15 protein-coding genes are annotated in these 15,259 nt (G+C 73.3%); 8 read left to right on the top strand and 7 right to left on the bottom strand.

The features are described 5' to 3' along the window. Window positions 1-52 precede the first annotated feature (52 nt). From ACIRPU_RS35660 to ACIRPU_RS35635, 6 genes are all read left to right on the top strand, one after another. Window positions 53-280 carry an MbtH family protein gene (locus ACIRPU_RS35660; RefSeq protein ID WP_351764681.1) on the top strand — a complete coding sequence of 76 codons (228 nt, stop codon included), beginning with the start codon at window positions 53-55 and terminating at the stop codon, window positions 278-280. Then, window positions 277-1,638, top strand: coding sequence for an MFS transporter (locus ACIRPU_RS35655; protein ID WP_403874835.1), 1,362 nt, complete (start codon window positions 277-279; stop codon window positions 1,636-1,638). Before ACIRPU_RS35660 ends, ACIRPU_RS35655 begins: the two co-directional genes overlap by 4 nt. Beyond that, entirely contained in the window at window positions 1,595-2,614 is a 1,020-nt protein-coding gene (gene gntD / locus ACIRPU_RS35650; protein WP_385561448.1) for a guanitoxin biosynthesis L-enduracididine beta-hydroxylase GntD, read from the top strand. The genes ACIRPU_RS35655 and gntD overlap by 44 nt, the downstream gene beginning before the upstream one ends. 124 nt (window positions 2,615-2,738) lie before the next feature. After that, entirely contained in the window at window positions 2,739-3,491 is a 753-nt protein-coding gene (locus tag ACIRPU_RS35645; RefSeq protein WP_403874832.1) for an SDR family NAD(P)-dependent oxidoreductase, read from the top strand. A 130-nt stretch (window positions 3,492-3,621) separates the two neighbouring features. Then, window positions 3,622-4,143: a flavin reductase family protein gene (locus ACIRPU_RS35640; protein ID WP_403874830.1), complete on the top strand. Its 522-nt coding sequence runs from the start codon at window positions 3,622-3,624 to the stop codon at window positions 4,141-4,143. A 1-nt stretch (window position 4,144) separates the two neighbouring features. After that, on the top strand, window positions 4,145-4,666 hold the full coding sequence (locus tag ACIRPU_RS35635; protein WP_403874828.1) for a thioesterase II family protein: 522 nt from the start codon (window positions 4,145-4,147) through the stop codon (window positions 4,664-4,666). On the opposite strand, the gene ACIRPU_RS35630 is transcribed toward ACIRPU_RS35635, so the two are convergent. Both ACIRPU_RS35630 and ACIRPU_RS35625 read right to left on the bottom strand, forming a co-directional pair. Continuing rightward, entirely contained in the window at window positions 4,605-5,135 is a 531-nt protein-coding gene (locus ACIRPU_RS35630) for a hypothetical protein (RefSeq protein ID WP_403874825.1), read from the bottom strand. The two genes, ACIRPU_RS35635 and ACIRPU_RS35630, sit on opposite strands and share 62 nt — an antisense overlap. A 288-nt stretch (window positions 5,136-5,423) precedes the next feature. Then, window positions 5,424-6,380: a LuxR C-terminal-related transcriptional regulator gene (locus ACIRPU_RS35625; RefSeq protein ID WP_403874823.1), complete on the bottom strand. Its 957-nt coding sequence runs from the start codon at window positions 6,378-6,380 to the stop codon at window positions 5,424-5,426. 230 nt (window positions 6,381-6,610) lie between these two features. Between ACIRPU_RS35625 and ACIRPU_RS35620 the strand changes: the two genes are divergently transcribed. Together ACIRPU_RS35620 and ACIRPU_RS35615 are read left to right on the top strand one after the other, a co-directional pair. After that, entirely contained in the window at window positions 6,611-6,889 is a 279-nt protein-coding gene (locus tag ACIRPU_RS35620) for a hypothetical protein (protein ID WP_403874821.1), read from the top strand. 298 nt (window positions 6,890-7,187) lie between these two features. Then, complete coding sequence (locus tag ACIRPU_RS35615) at window positions 7,188-7,430, top strand: helix-turn-helix transcriptional regulator (protein WP_351764672.1); 243 nt, start codon at window positions 7,188-7,190, stop codon at window positions 7,428-7,430. A gap of 91 nt (window positions 7,431-7,521) precedes the next feature. Here ACIRPU_RS35615 and ACIRPU_RS35610 read toward each other — a convergent pair whose 3' ends face one another. The 5 genes from ACIRPU_RS35610 to ACIRPU_RS35590 are packed head-to-tail and all read right to left on the bottom strand — an operon-like array spanning window position 7,522 to window position 15,217. Beyond that, window positions 7,522-8,640 (bottom strand): LLM class flavin-dependent oxidoreductase, encoded by a 1,119-nt coding sequence (locus tag ACIRPU_RS35610; RefSeq protein ID WP_403874819.1) that lies wholly within the window; start codon window positions 8,638-8,640, stop codon window positions 7,522-7,524. Further along, entirely contained in the window at window positions 8,630-10,288 is a 1,659-nt protein-coding gene (locus ACIRPU_RS35605; RefSeq protein ID WP_403874817.1) for an amino acid adenylation domain-containing protein, read from the bottom strand. The genes ACIRPU_RS35610 and ACIRPU_RS35605 overlap by 11 nt, the downstream gene beginning before the upstream one ends. Further along, the gene (locus tag ACIRPU_RS35600; protein WP_403874815.1) at window positions 10,285-11,067 is read right to left on the bottom strand and encodes an OAM dimerization domain-containing protein; all 783 of its coding nucleotides are present in this window, start codon (window positions 11,065-11,067) and stop codon (window positions 10,285-10,287) included. The genes ACIRPU_RS35605 and ACIRPU_RS35600 overlap by 4 nt, the downstream gene beginning before the upstream one ends. Next, window positions 11,064-13,817, bottom strand: coding sequence for a lysine 5,6-aminomutase subunit alpha TIM-barrel domain-containing protein (locus ACIRPU_RS35595; RefSeq protein ID WP_403874814.1), 2,754 nt, complete (start codon window positions 13,815-13,817; stop codon window positions 11,064-11,066). The genes ACIRPU_RS35600 and ACIRPU_RS35595 overlap by 4 nt, the downstream gene beginning before the upstream one ends. Then, window positions 13,814-15,217, bottom strand: a complete 1,404-nt coding sequence (locus tag ACIRPU_RS35590) for a KamA family radical SAM protein (protein WP_403874812.1) — start codon at window positions 15,215-15,217, stop codon at window positions 13,814-13,816. Before ACIRPU_RS35590 ends, ACIRPU_RS35595 begins: the two co-directional genes overlap by 4 nt. Window positions 15,218-15,259 lie beyond the last annotated feature (42 nt).

Here is a 15,259-nt window from a genome sequence, read left to right as displayed (position 1 = left end):
CCGTCGCACCCCTGTCGACCCACCCATGTCCGCATACCAGGAGGAACCCATCATGAGCAGCCCCTTCGACAACCCGGACGGCACCTTCCTCGTCCTCGTCAACGACGAGAACCAGCACTCCCTGTGGCCCTCGTTCGCCGAGGTGCCGGCCGGCTGGACGGTGGCCCGGCCGGAAGGCTCGCGCCAGGACTGCCTGGACCACATCGGCGAGCACTGGACGGACATCCGTCCCGCGAGCCTGGTCCGGGCGATGGACGCCGACGCCGCGCCGGCGCGGTGAGCGCGCCCCTTCCGGTCACGGCCGTCGCCTTCCTCGCCCGGGCGAGCCAGCTCGGCCTGTTCTCGGCGGAGACGCTCATCCTCCTCGACCGAGGGGTCGCCACCAGCGCGATCGGGCTGGTGATGGCCGCGGCCGCGGCCGGCGGGGCACTGGCCCAACTCGCCGCGAGCCGGTGGGGGCACCATGGGCGCACCACCCGGATGACGCTGCTGGGCACGGGCGTGCAGAGCGCCGGCTGTCTGGCGTTCGCCACGCTCACCCCGTGGTGGAGCCTGGCCGCCGCCGACTTCCTGCTGATGGCGGGGGCGGCGCTCACCGCGACGGGACTGCGCGCCACGCTGGCCGCGCACGCTCCCGGCGGTCGGGCGCCGGGAGCGGACCGACTGGAGCGCGCGTACGGCCGGCTGACGGCCGCACAGATGCTGGGCGCCCTGGTGGGCCCGCTCGGCGCGGGAGCCGTCCTCCTGCACGGCGGCACCACATGGGCGGCGTGGGCGGCCACCGCCGTCGCCCTCACCGCGACCGCGGTGGCCGGTACGGCGGACCGGCGCGACCGCGCCCCGGCGAGCCACCCCGGCTCCCGGCCGTCGGCATCGGCGTCGGCGTCGGCGTCGGCGTCGGCGTCGGCGTCGGCGTCGGCGTCGGAGAAGGTTCTGGCGTCGGCGCTCCCCGAGCCCTCGGCCGGCCCCCCGTCCGCCCTGCTGGGCACACTGTGGCCGCCCCTGGTGCTGCTGTTCGGCATCACGGCGCTCTACGGCGGCTACTCCGTGGTCTGGGCCGTGTACCTCCGGGAGCTGGGCGCCCGGAACGCGCTCATCGCCTGGTCCGCGGCCTGCCTGGCGCTGCCCGCGCTCGTCCTGTCGCCCCGGGCCGGCGCCGTCCTTCCCCGGGTGTCCCGCCAGGCACGCATCCGCTGCGCCGCACTGGCACTCGGCTGCTGCGCCTGTCTGTACCCGCTGGTGGGCTCGGTGGCCGCGGCGGTCGCCGTGTCGCTCGCCGAGGGCGTCCTCCTGGCCGTCGCCCTGCCGCTCGTCTCGGCACAGGTGGCGCGCGACGCCGGCCCCGGCCGCACGGCGAGGGCCTTCGGCTTCCTCGGCACGGCGGACGCCCTCGGCAGCGGCCTGGGCACGGCGCTGGGCGGCGCGCTGCTCGCCCAGGGCGGTGCGGCCGAGGCCTTCCGGTTCAGCGGCGTCCTGTGCCTGCTGTGCGCCGCCGCCTCCCTGATCCCCGTCCCCGCCTCGTCCACCCGCCCGCCCTCTTCTCCCCCGTCCCTCCCGTCGTCCTCCTCCTCATCAGAAACCGGCAGGTCCCCGCATGTATCACGGTCTTCCCCTCGAATACGTCCTGTCCGCCGCTGAGACCGAACAGATCCAGGAGGCGCTCGGCCGCCTGCGCGACTCCTCCCCGCCCCCCGCCCAGCCCGCCTTCTACGACCGTCACTGGGACGCGGCCTCACACCTCCCGACCGGACTGCGCACCTTCCTGGAGCACTTCCGCCGCACCGAACCCGCCGCGGCGCTGGTGATCCACGGCTTCCCGGTCGACGACGAGGCCGTCGGCCCCACCCCCGCCCACTGGGCCGACGTGCCGGCCGACGGCCCGCCCCTCGACCAGGAGCTGTTCCTGGCCATGGTGGGCACGGCCCTCGGCGACCCCTTCACCTTCTCCACCCTCCAACTGGGCCGGGTCGTACAGAATCTGCTGCCCATCCGCGGCGACGAACTGCGGCAGAGCGGCCACGGCAGCGAGTGCCTGCTGGAGTTCCACACCGAGGACGGTTTCCACCCGGGCCGCTGCGACTACCTGCTCCTCTTCGGGATGCGCAACCACGAGCGGGTGCCGACCATCGTGGCGTCCGTGCGCGACGTCAAGATCAGTGACGAGACCGCGGACCTGCTCCGCACGCCCAGTTTCCTCATCCGCCCCGACGACGAGCACGTACGCCAGCTCCAGGAGCGCCACCCCGGTCACCCGGCCCTGGCCGGCATGCTGCGGATGCAGTCCGACCCCGAGCCCGTGCCGGTCCTGTCGGGTGATCGGGAGCGCCCCTACCTGCGGATCGATTACCCGTTCATGACGTGCGCGGGCCAGGACGGGTCCACCCAGCAGGCCCTGGACGAGCTGATGGAGGAGCTGGAGCGGGTCCAGCTCGACGTGGTCGTGGAGCAGGGCAGCCTGGCGGTGGTGGACAACCACGTCGCCGTGCACGGCCGCAGGCCCTTCCGGGCCGCGCACGACGGGACGGACCGCTGGCTCAAGCGCATGATCGTCAGCCGTGACCTGCGCAAGACGACCCCGCACGCCTCGCCGGGCGACAGGCGGGTCCTCTTCTGACCACCCCCGACACCCGCTCCCTCCCATCTCCTCTCTCACCTCCCACCACCCCCTCCCCTCCCCTCACTTCGACACTCCTCTTCACCACCTCCCTCGTTCCCCTCACCGAAAGGGACGGCAAGACATGCGCACCATCGTCGTGTCCGGTGGCTCCAGCGGCATCGGCCGGGCCACCGTCGAACGTTTCGCGCGAGCGGGTGACCGTGTGGTCAGTCTGGACATCGCCGAACCCCAGGACGAGCCCGGCGGTCCCGTCTCGTGGATCCGCTGCGACGTCGCGGACTGGCAGGCCGTCGACTACGCCCTGGCCCGGGTGCACCGGGACCACTCCCTGGACGTCGTCATCGCCAACGCCGGCATCAGTGTCCGCCACGGCGTCCTCGACATCACCGAGCAGGCCGCACGCCGTGTGGTCGACGTCAACCTCCTCGGCACCCTGGGGCTGTGGCGGAGCGCTGCCCGCCTCATGGCCGACGGCGACGGCGGGGTCCTGCTGGCGACGGCGTCCGTCAACGGCCGCCGCGGCTACCCGCACTACGCCGACTACAACGCCACCAAGGCCGGCATCATCGCCCTCACCCAGACCTTCGCCCTGGAACTCAGCCCCCGCATCCGGGTGGCCTGCGTGAGTCCCGGAGCGGTCCTGACACCCATGCAGCTCGCCGAGTACACCGACGACATGCTGGCCGACGTCAACGCCCGGATCCCGGCCGGCCGGCACGCCCGGCCCGAGGAGATCGCGGCGGCCTTCCACTATCTGGCCTCGCCCGAGGCCGCCTTCCTGACCGGCCAGGAGCTGGTCGTCGACGGCGGTGAGACGGCGGGCGCGACCACCGCCGAGTTCGGCACGGCGGTACGCGCCTCCGTGCCGGCCTGATCGGTCCACAAGGCACCCCCTCCGCCTCCATGGCCGCCGTCCCGCCCGGCCCCGGCCCCCGGCCGGGCGGGACGGCGGCACGCGCCGGGGGTCGAGAGAACCCCACGCCCCGAAAGGCAGAAACTCACCCATGACAGCGACCACCGGGGAGGCCGTCACTCCCGCGGGCGGCCCCGACACGGTCCCGCCGGAGCTGTTCCGCGATGTGATGACCCGCTTCGCCCGCAGTGTCACGGTGGTGACCGCCTTCGACGGGGAGCACCCGGTCGGCTGCACCGCCACCGCGGTCCTCTCCCTGACCGACCGGCCGCCCACCCTCCTGGCTTCGCTCGACTCGGGCAGCGGGACGCTCCGGCACATCCGGGCGGCCGGCCGCTTCGGGGTGAGCGTGCTTCCCTATCGGCTGCACGCGCTGGCCGCCCGGTTCGCCGAGCTGCCGGCGGCCCGGCGCTTCGACGGGATCGACCACGTCTCCCCGCACGGCGCTCCCCTCCTCGGCGGAGCGGTGGCCGGTGTGGTGTGCCGCGTCACCCGGTACGTGCCCCTCGCGGACCACACCCTGGTCATCGGTCACGTGGTTCACGCGGAGACGGACGAGGACGCCGAGCCGTTGATCCACTTCGCCCGTCGGCAGACCCGGCCGGAGGTGTGACATGGACGTCCCCACGGCAGCCGCCGCGGGCGCGTCACGGGATCGAGTGGCCGTACCCCTTCGTCTCCACGATGGTGGCGCCGCACCGGCTCCGAAGGCGTTCCCGGCATCTGCTGTCGGACGCCGGGCCGGTGGCCGAACCCTCGCGCAGGGCGGCACCGACGCCGAGGTCCCGGCCGACGACGAGCTGCGCGCGGTCGTCATGCCCGCCGGGCGGGCGGACTACCGGCTGATCGACACCTACCGGCCCGACGCCGGGGTCGAGCCGCTGGGCACTCCGGTCGTCGCGTATCACGGACGCCAGGGCCCGGCCGTCGGCGAGGCGGCCGTGCGGGAGTGGCGACGCTACGCCCGGGGGACGGCCGAGGCGAGGTCCTTCCCGGGCGGGCACTTCCCCCTCCGCGAGGCCCGGCGGACGCTGACCGCCGGCCTGCGCGAGCGGCTCCTGACGTTCGTGCGTCTCACCAGACCGGCGGATGCAGCGCGAGGACGAGCAGCGTGCACGGCGAATGCGCCCCGTTGAGGGCGTAGCCGAATCCGCTCGGCACGTAGAGCGCCTCACCCACCCTGAGCCGCAGTTCCAGGGCACGGTCCAGTACGGCGCGGGCCCGTCCGGGCGGCGAGGGTTCCACCCGGCCGCCGCAGCTGCCGCGCACGGGGAGGAGCACGAGGTCGGTCGCCGCGGTGTTGCCGGTGCTCTGCGCGCCGGTGGGCAGCGTGAGATACGAACTCCCGACACGGCAGCCCAGCAGTTCACCGAGCCCGGAGGTGAGCTCCGTCGTCCCGGCGGCCACGCCGACCGGCTCGGCTTCCGGTTCCGGGTCCGCGCGCCCGCGCCGTACGCCGTCGTCCCCCGACAGCACGGCGTCGACGCCGTCCGGCCACACCAGGGCCGGTCCCCTGTCCCGGTGAACCGACAGGCACAGTGCCAGATCCCTGACGAAGAGCTCCAGACCGGATGCGCCCTTCCCCCAGTCTCCTTCGTAGTCCACGTCCCGCTCCGCTCCGCATCGCACCCGCAACGTCCCGCGTGCCGTGGTTCACGCGCGGACGGCCCGTCCGTGGTGCACGGGACACCCCGAGAAGGGCAGGTCTCCTGGTCTTCCGCCACATGGCCGCAGGAACGAGCGGCGCCAGTGGCGTCGACCCGTGCCCGCGGTTTGCAGGAACTCTGGTGCACACGAGGGGGGTTGCGACAGTCCCGGGATCACGGTACCGAACCGGTGGCGGCCCGTCGCCACCCGGCGGCCTCCCTGGGCGGTCCGCAGCGAGCGTTCGGTTCAGTCGACGGGTGCGGCCTCCGGGGCTTCGTCGAGGAGTCCCTGCTGTGCCGCGAGGACCCCGGCCTGGAAGCGGCTCTCGGCTCCGAGCGTCTCCATGATGTCGGCGATGTGTTTTCTGGCGGTACGCAGGGACATGCCGATCCGGCGCGCGATGCTCTCGTCCTTCAGACCGGCCGCGAGCAGCCGCACGATCGTCCGGTGGATGTCCTTCGCGACCAGTTCCAGGCCGTCGGCGGCGGCGTCGGAGAACGGGGCCGCCTGCGTCCACGCCTGCTCGAAGACCTCGCAGAGGTAGTGGACGACCGAGGGTTCCCGGATCACCACGGCACCCCATGTGCCGCCGCGTTCGGGGACGAAGGCCGTCTTGCGGTCGAAGACGATCAGCCGGCCGAACAGCTCGTGCGCGGTGCGGTACTCGGCGCCGAGGGCGGACACGGTGGCGACATAGGCCTGGCTGGGTCCGTTGAAGCGTGCCGTGTGGTGGTAGAGCGTGCGCATCCGCACCCCGCGCGACAGCATCGCGGTGTCGCGGGCCAGGGCCTCCTGGAGGACTTCCGGCACCCGGTTCCCGCCGGGCTGACTGGTGAGCATCTCCGCGGTGCACTCCTCGGCGGCCCGGTTGAGGGCGGCCCGCACCTCCTCCACCCCGGGAATCACCTCGAGGTCGACGGACTCCCGGCTCAGGCTGTCCCGGTAGTGGCCGCGCAGATCGGCGAACTGGTCTCGGATGCGGTGCAGTTCGGCCTGCTGGGTGCGGATCGCCGCCTCGATGGAGATGGTCACCACGGCGGCCACCAGGTCCGGGTCGACCGGGCGTAACCGTGCCGGGTCGTTCAAATCGGGTTTGAGCAGGCCGAGTTCGGTCAGGGAGACGACGGCGGCTTCCACCTCCTCCCGTGCGAGGCCCAGTTCCCGGGCCGCGCGGTCCGGGTCCATGCGTTCGTTGGCCGCCACCCAGCGGTACAGGGCGACTTCGCTGTCACTGGGTCTCGCAGGCGGCTCGATTGCCCGATTCTGATCGGGTATTACCATTACATCCCCTGTTCGTTTTGCTGCGGGGCAGCTTGGTGAGCACCTCGGCCGCTGGTCATGACCGTCGTCGGCACGGAAGTCTTGAGGCACCGGAGATCGAACACACGGAACTATCGGTTCCGTTCGAGAAATCAGAACCAGGAGCGCCCCACATGAAATCCTTCCGTGCCGCCGCCGCAGCCTCCGCCGTCGCCTGCATCGCATTCGGCGCGTTCATGGGAGCGACCCACACCGTGGCGGCTCCCACGCCCGGAACGGCCGCGCATTCCGTGCTCGCCGGCGGCGGTGGCGGGACGGACGGGGACAGCGGGTGGGGCGGTCGCGTCATCAACGACGTGGTGACCGACGCGGCCGGCGTCACCGTCTCCGGCGTCACCGTCTCCGGCATCACCGTCTCCGGCGACAGCGGCTGGGGCAGCTCGGGCAGCTGAACCGGTCCGCACGCGGCTCGACGAGTCCGGGGAACGGCGCGACGGCTGAAGCCGTGACGGGAACGGCGGGTCCGGGACCGGCCAAGGCGCCAGGTCAGAACGCCGCCCCCGGATCGGGCAGACGGTCACCACTCGGTTTGCACACCCCCACAGTGTCGTCCCCCGACCACGGGCGCACCTTAACCCGCGTCACCCGCAAGCAGCTCGGCGGCGCGCGAAGTGTGTCCGGCAGTCCTGTCCGTCGGGCCGGCGAAGGCCCGGCCGTGAGGCCCTTGCGTTCACCAAGAAAGGCACACCTGTGAGTCCGTTCACCGTCGAAATACTGAATCAACTCAGCGACCGTGAGCTCGAAGTGCTCGGCTATCTCGCCGAGGGCCACACGTATTCCTCCATCGCGCGCAGAATGAATCTGAGCCCGCACACCGTGGACACCTACCTGCGCAGAATCCGGGGAAAGGCGGGAGTCAGCAACCGAGCGCATCTCATGGTGCTGGCCTTTCAGGTCTCCCGGCACCACGACCTCGGCCTGGCACAGGCGTGATCTCCTCCCCCTCGACGGCGGAGGGCGCCGGTGGGTGATCCCCACCGGCGCCCTCCGCCGTCGTGCTGTGCGCCCACGCGCGGCACGCCGCTCAGTGCGCGACCACCCCCGACCGTTCGCGCCGCTCCGCCTCCTGGCGCACCAGCGGCAGCAGCGTCCGACCGAACTCCTCGGCGTCACGCAGCGGTTCGTACCCGCGCAGCAGGAAGGTCGTCACTCCGATGTCCAGGTAGTCCAACAGCGCCTGGGCCACCGTCTCCGGAGTCCCCACCAGCGCCGTGGAGTTGCCCGCCGCCCCGGTCGCCGCCGCGGGCGCGGTCCACAGGGCCCGGTCGTGGCGCTCGCCCTTCGCCGCGGCGGCCAGCAACCGCTGCGAGCCGACGTTCTCGGGCCGCGCCGACGGCCCGAGCGGCAACGGCGGCCGACCGCGGTCGAAGAAGGAACCCGCCGTACCGCGCCGGCGGATCGCGTCGAGGACGCCGTGCGCCCGCTCCCACGCCTCCTCCTCGGTACGGCCCAGCACCGGCCGGAACGACACGCTGATCCTGGGCGGCACCGTGCGTCCGGCCGCGCGCGCCGCGGCCCGCACGGCCTCGATCTGCTCGGCGGTCTCGGCCAGTGGCTCGCCCCACAGCGCGAACACGTCCGCGTGCTTGCCGCCCACCCGGTGGGCGGCGGGCGAGGAACCTCCGAAGTACAGCGGGATCGCCGGGAGTTGCAGGGGCTGTACCTCGGAGCGGTGGTCCTCGAACCGGTAGTGGCGGCCCTCGTGGTCGAAGCCCTCCGGTTCGGTCCACGCCCGTTTCACGACCTCCAGGAACTCGTCGGTGCGGGCGTAGCGGTCGTCCTTGTCCAGGTAGTCGCCGTCGCGCCGCTGTTCGGCGTCGTTCCCTCCGGAGATGACGTGGACGGCGAGTCGCCCGCCGCTGAAGTGATCGAGGGTCGCGAAGGACCGCGCGGCCGCGGTGGGGGCCAGGATGCCCGGCCGGTGGGCCAGCAGCAGCCCGAGGCGCTCGGTGTGCGCGGCCACGTACGCGGCGACCTGGGCGCCGTCGGGCGAGCTGGAACTGTGGCCGATCAGGACGCGGTCGAACCCGGCCGCCTCGTGCACGCGCGCGAAGCGCCGGGTGAACTCGGGGTCGACGGCGGGCCCCTGGGAGCCGCCCTCGGAGTCCCTGGTCCCGATCATCCCGATGAATTCAATCGGCACGGTGGTCGCCGCCTCGCATCGCAGGGTTCGGGGCGTCTCCCCCGCGCGGACCGGTGCCGGACGCGGCCGCCAGGGCCGTCCGGTCCAGCTTGCCGTGCGGGGTGAGCGGCAGCCGGTCGAGATAGCGCAGCCGCTGCGGCAGCAGGTGCGCGGGCAGCCGCTCGGCCAGGTGCTCACGCACCCGGCTGGGGGGCAGTGCGTCACGGTCGGCGACCAGACAGGCGCTGAGCACCGGTGCACGGCCGCTGTGGTCGACGAGGCAGGCGGCGCCGTCGACGCCGGGGAGCGCGCGCAACTCGGCCTCGACCTCGCCGAGTTCGATGCGGAAGCCGCGCAGTTTGACCTGGCCGTCCATCCGGCCCACGTAGTACAGCAGGCCGTCGGCGTCGGCGACGGCCCAGTCACCGCTGCGGTAGCGGCGGCCCGTGCCGTCCGGCGCCGCGGGGAAGCGCTCGGCGGTGAGTCCGGGGCGGCCGAGGTAGCCGTGGCTCACGCCCGCACCACCCACCCACAGCTCACCGGGTTCGCCCGGCGCCACCAACTCCCCCTGCCCGTCGCGCAGTTCCACAGTCAGGTGGCCCAACGGCCGTCCGATCGGGGTGCGTCCGCCACCGGCCTCGCGCAGGACGTCGGCCGTGACGGTGCAGTGCGTGACATGGACGGTGGTCTCCGTGATGCCGTACATGTTGGTGACGGTCGCGGCGGGCGCCGTGCCCGCGTCCCACCAGCGGCGTACGTCGTCGGGCACGAGGGCCTCGCCGCCGAGGACGACATGACGCAGGGCCGGCAGTCGCACCCCGCCGGCCGCCGCCTCGGTGACGAGGTTGCCGAAGGCGGAGGGCACCTGGTTGAGCACGGTGACCCGCTCGGCCGCCAGCAGCCCGGCGAAGGCCTCGGGGTCGGCGGCGGTCTCCCGGTCGACGATCAGCGCCCGGCCGCCGTACAGCAGGGCCCCCCAGATCTCCCACACGCTGAAGTCGAAGCTCCAGGAATGGAACAGCGTCCACACCTCGTCGGTTCCGAGGTCGAACAGCGGCACCGCGGCGTCCAGCAGGGCCAGCACCTGCGCATGGCCGACGACGCAGCCCTTGGGCGCGCCGGTGGAGCCGGAGGTGTAGATGATGTAGGCGGTGTCCGCCGGGAGGACGGGGGTGACGGCGGCGTCGGGGGCGTCGGGGGCGGGCGGACGGGAGACGAGGACGAGCGGTCCCAGCTCGGCGAGCGGCCTCTCGCCGGGCGCCGGCGGTCCTTCGGTGAGGATCAACCGGGTGCCCGAGTCGTCGAGCAGATGACGCTGCCGCTCCTGCGGATACCCGGGGTCGACCGGCAGATAGGAGGCTCCGGCGCCCAGGATGCCGAGGAGCCCGGCGAGCGCGTGCCCGGACCGCCCGGCCCGCAGCGCCACGGGCTGCCCCGCGGTCACCCGGCCGCGCAGGGCGCGGGTGACCGCGTCGGCCTGCTCGGCGAGCCGGCCGTAGGTGACCGAGCCCCGGGCGTCGGTGACGGCCGTACGATCGGGCTCGCGGGCGGCGACCGCGCGGAACCGGGCGTCGAGCCGGTCCTCGGCGGCGGTCACCCGGACCGGCTGCGGGACCGGCGGCGAAGCCGACAGCGGGACCGGTTGTGGAACCGGTTGTGGGGGCCTCATACGGCGCTCCTGTCGTCCATCGCGGTGGCCCGCCCGTAGGTCAGGGCGTGGGCGAGGTAGCTGGCCACGTCGTCGGGGGTGGTGCCGCGTCCGAAGACGCGGTCGACGCCCAGTTCGGCGGCCATGCCGGGGTCGAAGCGCGGTCCGCCCACCACGAGCAGGGGCCGGACGCGCCCGGCGAACGCCACGTCCAGTTCGGCTGCGAGTTCACGCACGTTGGTCAGGTGCGCGTCGCGCTGGGTGACGGCCTGGGAGACCAGGACGGCGTCGGCGCGCTCGCTCACCGCCCGGCGCACCAGGTCGGCCACCGCGACCTGGGCGCCGAGATTGACGACCCGCATCGAGTGGTAGTACTCGAGGCCCTTCTGCCCGGCGAAGCCCTTGATGTTGAGGATGGCGTCGATGCCGACGGTGTGGGCGTCCGTTCCTATGCACGCGCCGACCACCACCAGCTCGCGTCCCAGCCCCTGGTGCACGGTCTCGTCGACCTCCTGGGCCGACAGCAGCGGGTACTCCCGCTCCAGGACGTCGACCGTGTCCAGTTCCACCCGGTGTGCGACCGCGCCGTAGACGACGAAGAAGCCGAACTCGGTGCCCACCGGCCGGGCGTGCACCAGCAGGGGGCGCTCGATGCCCATGCGGCGAGCCAGTTGGAGTGCCGCGGCCTCGGCGAGCGGGCCGTGCGGGAGGGGGAGGGTGAACGACAGCTGCACCATGCCGTCGTCCGTGGTGTCCCCGTAGGGACGGACCGCGGGCGGCGGCCCTGCGGGGGTGTTCATCTCTGGTCCTCTCCTTCGGAGTCGGGGTCGAAGTCGGGGCCGGGGCCGGGGTCCGCGGACGCGTCCAGCAGCTCGATGGCGGGGTTGCGGTAGCCGGGGGCGCGCTCGGCCACCCCGTCCCGGCCACGGCCGCCGTCGACGGGACGGCGCATGCCGCCGAAGGTGCCCTCGGCGATGGCGTCCAGCAGTCCGCGGTCGCACAGTCGCTCCAGCAGGCCGACGGCCTCGCGCAGCACCGTGTCCGCGCGCCGGGCGATGACGCCGCCGGGTGCGGGCCGGAAGTCCTCCTCCAGGGCGCCGGCGGCGTCCATCACGTACCGGACGTTCTGCAGCGCCAGGTCGCGGTCGGAGAGGAAAGGGGTGACGACGGCCTCGGTCATCATGCCGACCAGCAGGATGTCCTGCCTGGTCAGGGCACCGGCCAGGTTGAAGAACCCGTTGAGCAGATAGCCTCGGAAGACGTCGCCCGTCATGTGGCGGGTCGGGGGCATCCACTTGAGGGGCGCGTCCGGGAACAGTTCGCGGGCGAGCAGGGCGTGGGCGAGCTCCATCCGGAACGAGTCGGGCAGGTCCGGGTCGATCTCGAAGGCGTGCCCCAGGCCGAGTTGGGCGTCGGTGAGTCCCGCCTCCTTGCCGAAGTACTCGTTCAGCAGCTGGCTGGCCGTCACCGTGTGGGCCGCCTGCATCGCATCGGCGGTGGTCAGGTAGTTGTCCTCGCCCGTGTTGATGACGATGCCGGCGCGGGCGTGCAACTGCCGGGAGAAGCGCTGGTCGACGAAGGTGCGGACCGGGTTGATGTCGCGGAAGAGGATGCCGTACATCGAGTCGTTGAGCATCATGTCGAGCCGTTCCAGACCGGCCAGTACGGCGATCTCCGGCATGCACAGTCCCGACGCGTAGTTGGTCAGGCGGACGTAACGGCCGAGCTGGGCCGACACCTCGTCCAGGGCGGCGCGCATCAGGCGGAAGTTCTCCTGGGTGGCGTAGGTGCCGGCGTAACCCTCGCGGGTGGCGCCGTGCGGCACGTAGTCGAGCAGCGACTGACCGGTGGAGCGGATGACCGCGATGACGTCGGCACCGCCACGGGCCGCCGCCACGGCCTGGCGGACGTCCTCGTGGATGTCGCCGGTGGCCACGATCAGGTACACGAGCGGGCCGCGGGGCCTGCCCCCCTGCCGGATCAGACGCTCGCGTTCCCGGCGGCGGCCGTCGATGACGGTCAGGCCCTGGGCCATGGCCCGGCGGGCGTCGCGTACGGCGCTCTCGGCGGCGGCGCCCTCGGGCAGCCGGAAGGACACGTCCCGGGCGGTGGCGCGGGCAGCCAGCTCGGTGAGGTCGCGGCTCGTCCCGGTGCGCAGCGCGTGCCAGACCGGCAGCGCGACCCCGTGCTCCAGACCGACCTGGTCACGCACCGCGTCCACCAGCCGGTTGACCCAGGGGATGCCCTCGGCGTCGGCACCGGACAGCCCGGCCAGCCGCAGCGCCGCCCGTTCGACCGCCACGGTGGTGTGGGACCGGGCCATGTCCACCACCGGGCGTCCGGCGCGCACGGCCAGCTCCCGCGCGCGGCGCATCAGACGGGGGTCGAGTCCGAGCTTGCCGACGGGGGCGGCCGTGGGGGTGGGGTTGGTGGTGGGGTTGGTTTCGGCCGGGGCAGCCGGAGGCCGGGAGACGGTGGTGCCGGTGCGGGGCGGTGCGAGTCTGCGGGCGAACAGCTGCCGCACCCCCGGCTCGGTGCGCACCAGGTCCAGCGCCTGCTCGGCGTGGCCGGGCTGATAGCCGTTGCCGATCAGCATGGTGACGTCGGCGCGCAGCCCCTCGGCGCCGAGCGCGGCCGTGGGGAACGAGGTGGCCATCGAGAAGAAGACGACGGTGCCGCCGTCGCGCGTCGCCAGCACCGCCGCGTGCTCACAGCCGGGTACGTCGGTGCAGACCACGGTGATGTCGACGGGACCGCCGGACCCGTGGAGCCGGTCGCTCAGCTCGACCGCGTCGCGCGCGTCGACCCTCACCACCGTGTCGGCCAGGCCCGACGCGGTGAGCGCGGCCTCCTCCGCGCCGTCGGGCACGACGCCCACGAGCCGTCCGGCGCCCGCCCGGCGGGCGGCGGCCAGCGCCAGACAGCCCGACTTGCCGGCCGCGCCCAGGACCGCCACGGACGGCGCGGTGCCGGACCGGGCGGCGTACTCGGCGACGGTACGGGCCGTCAGCGCGGGCGCGCCGCACACGTCGAGTACCGCGAGGGAGAGTTCGTCGGGCAGGTCGGCGGGCAGGGCCGCGGCGACCGACCGCCCGAAGAGGACGGCGTGCCCGCGGGCCGGTACGCGCTCCCCCAGCCCGTCCCAGTCGCGCAGCCCGTCGGTCAGCGCCAGCGGGGTCAGGGTGAGGGAGACCAGGCTGGCCACCCGGTCGCCGGGCTCGAGACCGAGCGGGGTGCGCGGCCCGGCCTCGGCCACGGTGCCGATCAGCATGCCGCCCGAGCCGGTGACCGGGTTGTGCATCTTGCCGCGCTCGCGCACGATCCGGCACACCGCCTCCCGGATCGCGTCCCCGTCCCCGCCGTGCTCCTCGTGGAGCTGCCGGTAGGACGCCGCGTCCAGGTTGAGGTACTCCACGTCGATGCGCAGTTCGTCCTGTCGCAGCGGGGAGTCGGGGTCGAGCCGCTCGGCGGCCTGCGGCAGCACCCCGGCCGGCGCGAGCACCCGGTGCAGTCCGAGCGGTGAACCCTGCGTCCGCGTACCGGCGTTCACCGGGTCTCCTCCGGCTGCCACTGCGCCCAGTGCGCCTGACCGGCGTCGGGCAGGGTGTGCAGCGGGTCGTAGTAGTGGTGGACGCGGCGCAGCGCCGCGGGGTCGTCGTGCTCGACCGAGGTCAGATAGTTCTTCGACCAGTCGGAGATGCCCAGTTCACGGTCGTAGGCGTCGGCCTGGTGCACCCAGCGCTTGCCGACGTAGGGCACGTCGCACACCAGGCGCGGGGTGGCGAAGCCGGGCAGGTAGCCCATGATGGCGTGCTGGAGGCGCTGGGCCTCGGAGAGCGGGAGCCGCCAGTGCTCGGCACCGGGCACGAGGTCACAGAGGTAGAAGTAGTACGGCATGATCTGGGCGCTGTCGAGCAGGGCGAAGCACAGGTCGAGCAGGGCCTCCGGGGTGTGGTTGACGCCGTGCAGGAGCACACCCTGGTTGCGTATGTCGCGCAGGCCGGCGGCCAGCAGCGCGCGGGACGCCTCGGCGACCAGCGGGGTGACCTGCTGGACGCTGTTGGCGTGGGTGTGCATCGCCAGACCGACGCCGCGCGCGGACGCCTTGGCGGCGAGCTGGGCCATGCCGTCGAGCACCTCGGGGGCGAGCCAGTGCTGGGGCAGTCCGACCAGGCCCTTGCTGGCGAGCCGGATGTCCCGGACGTTGTCCAGGTCGAGAAGCCGGTCCACGAACGAACGCAGCCGCGGCCAGGGCACGTTGGCGACATCACCGCCGGAGACCACGACGTCGCGCACGGTGGGGGTGGCGCGCAGATAGGCGATCATCCGGTCCAGGCGGTCCGCCGGACGCAGCACGAAACGGTACTTGTCGATCTGCGGGGTCGAGGTGCCGACCAGATCCATCCGGGTGCAGTGGCCGCAGTACTGCGGGCAGGTGGTGACGAGTTCGGCGAGCACCTTGGTCGGATAGCGGTGGGTGAGGCCCTCGACCACCCACATCTCGGCTTCGTGCAGGGAGTCGCGGGAGGCGAGCGGGTGACTGGGCCACCTGGGATGCCGGTCGCTGGCGACGGGCAGCATGTAGCGGCGGACCGGGTCCGCGTACCAGGCGGTGGTGTCGGGGGCGGACGTGGGAGCGATGGTGTTGAGGACGTGCGGGGTGAGCAGGATCGGCATGGTCGCGAACTGCGCCTGGTCGGCCGCGAGATCGTCGTAGAACGCGTCGTCGAGCCCGGTACCGGCCACCTCGCGCAGCTGCCGGACCCCCTTGACGCAGTGGGCGCGCTGCCACTGCGGATCACGCCACTCGGCGGCGGTGACGTCCCGCCAGGCCGCGAAGCGCCGCCAGTCGGGCTCGACGGCCTCGTGGCGTCGGTAGCCGTACGGCTGGGCGGGCGCGTCGGGCGTCTCCCGGGTGGGGGGCGCGGCCGGCAGGGGTGCGGTTCTCACGGGGTGCCTCGGTTTCTCCCGGCCATGGGCGGCGGGTGGGTT

The sequence above is a fragment of the Streptomyces sp. NPDC102259 genome, from assembly GCF_044766465.1.
Classification (GTDB): domain Bacteria; phylum Actinomycetota; class Actinomycetes; order Streptomycetales; family Streptomycetaceae; genus Streptomyces.
This window is presented reverse-complemented; position numbering and strand designations above follow the sequence as displayed.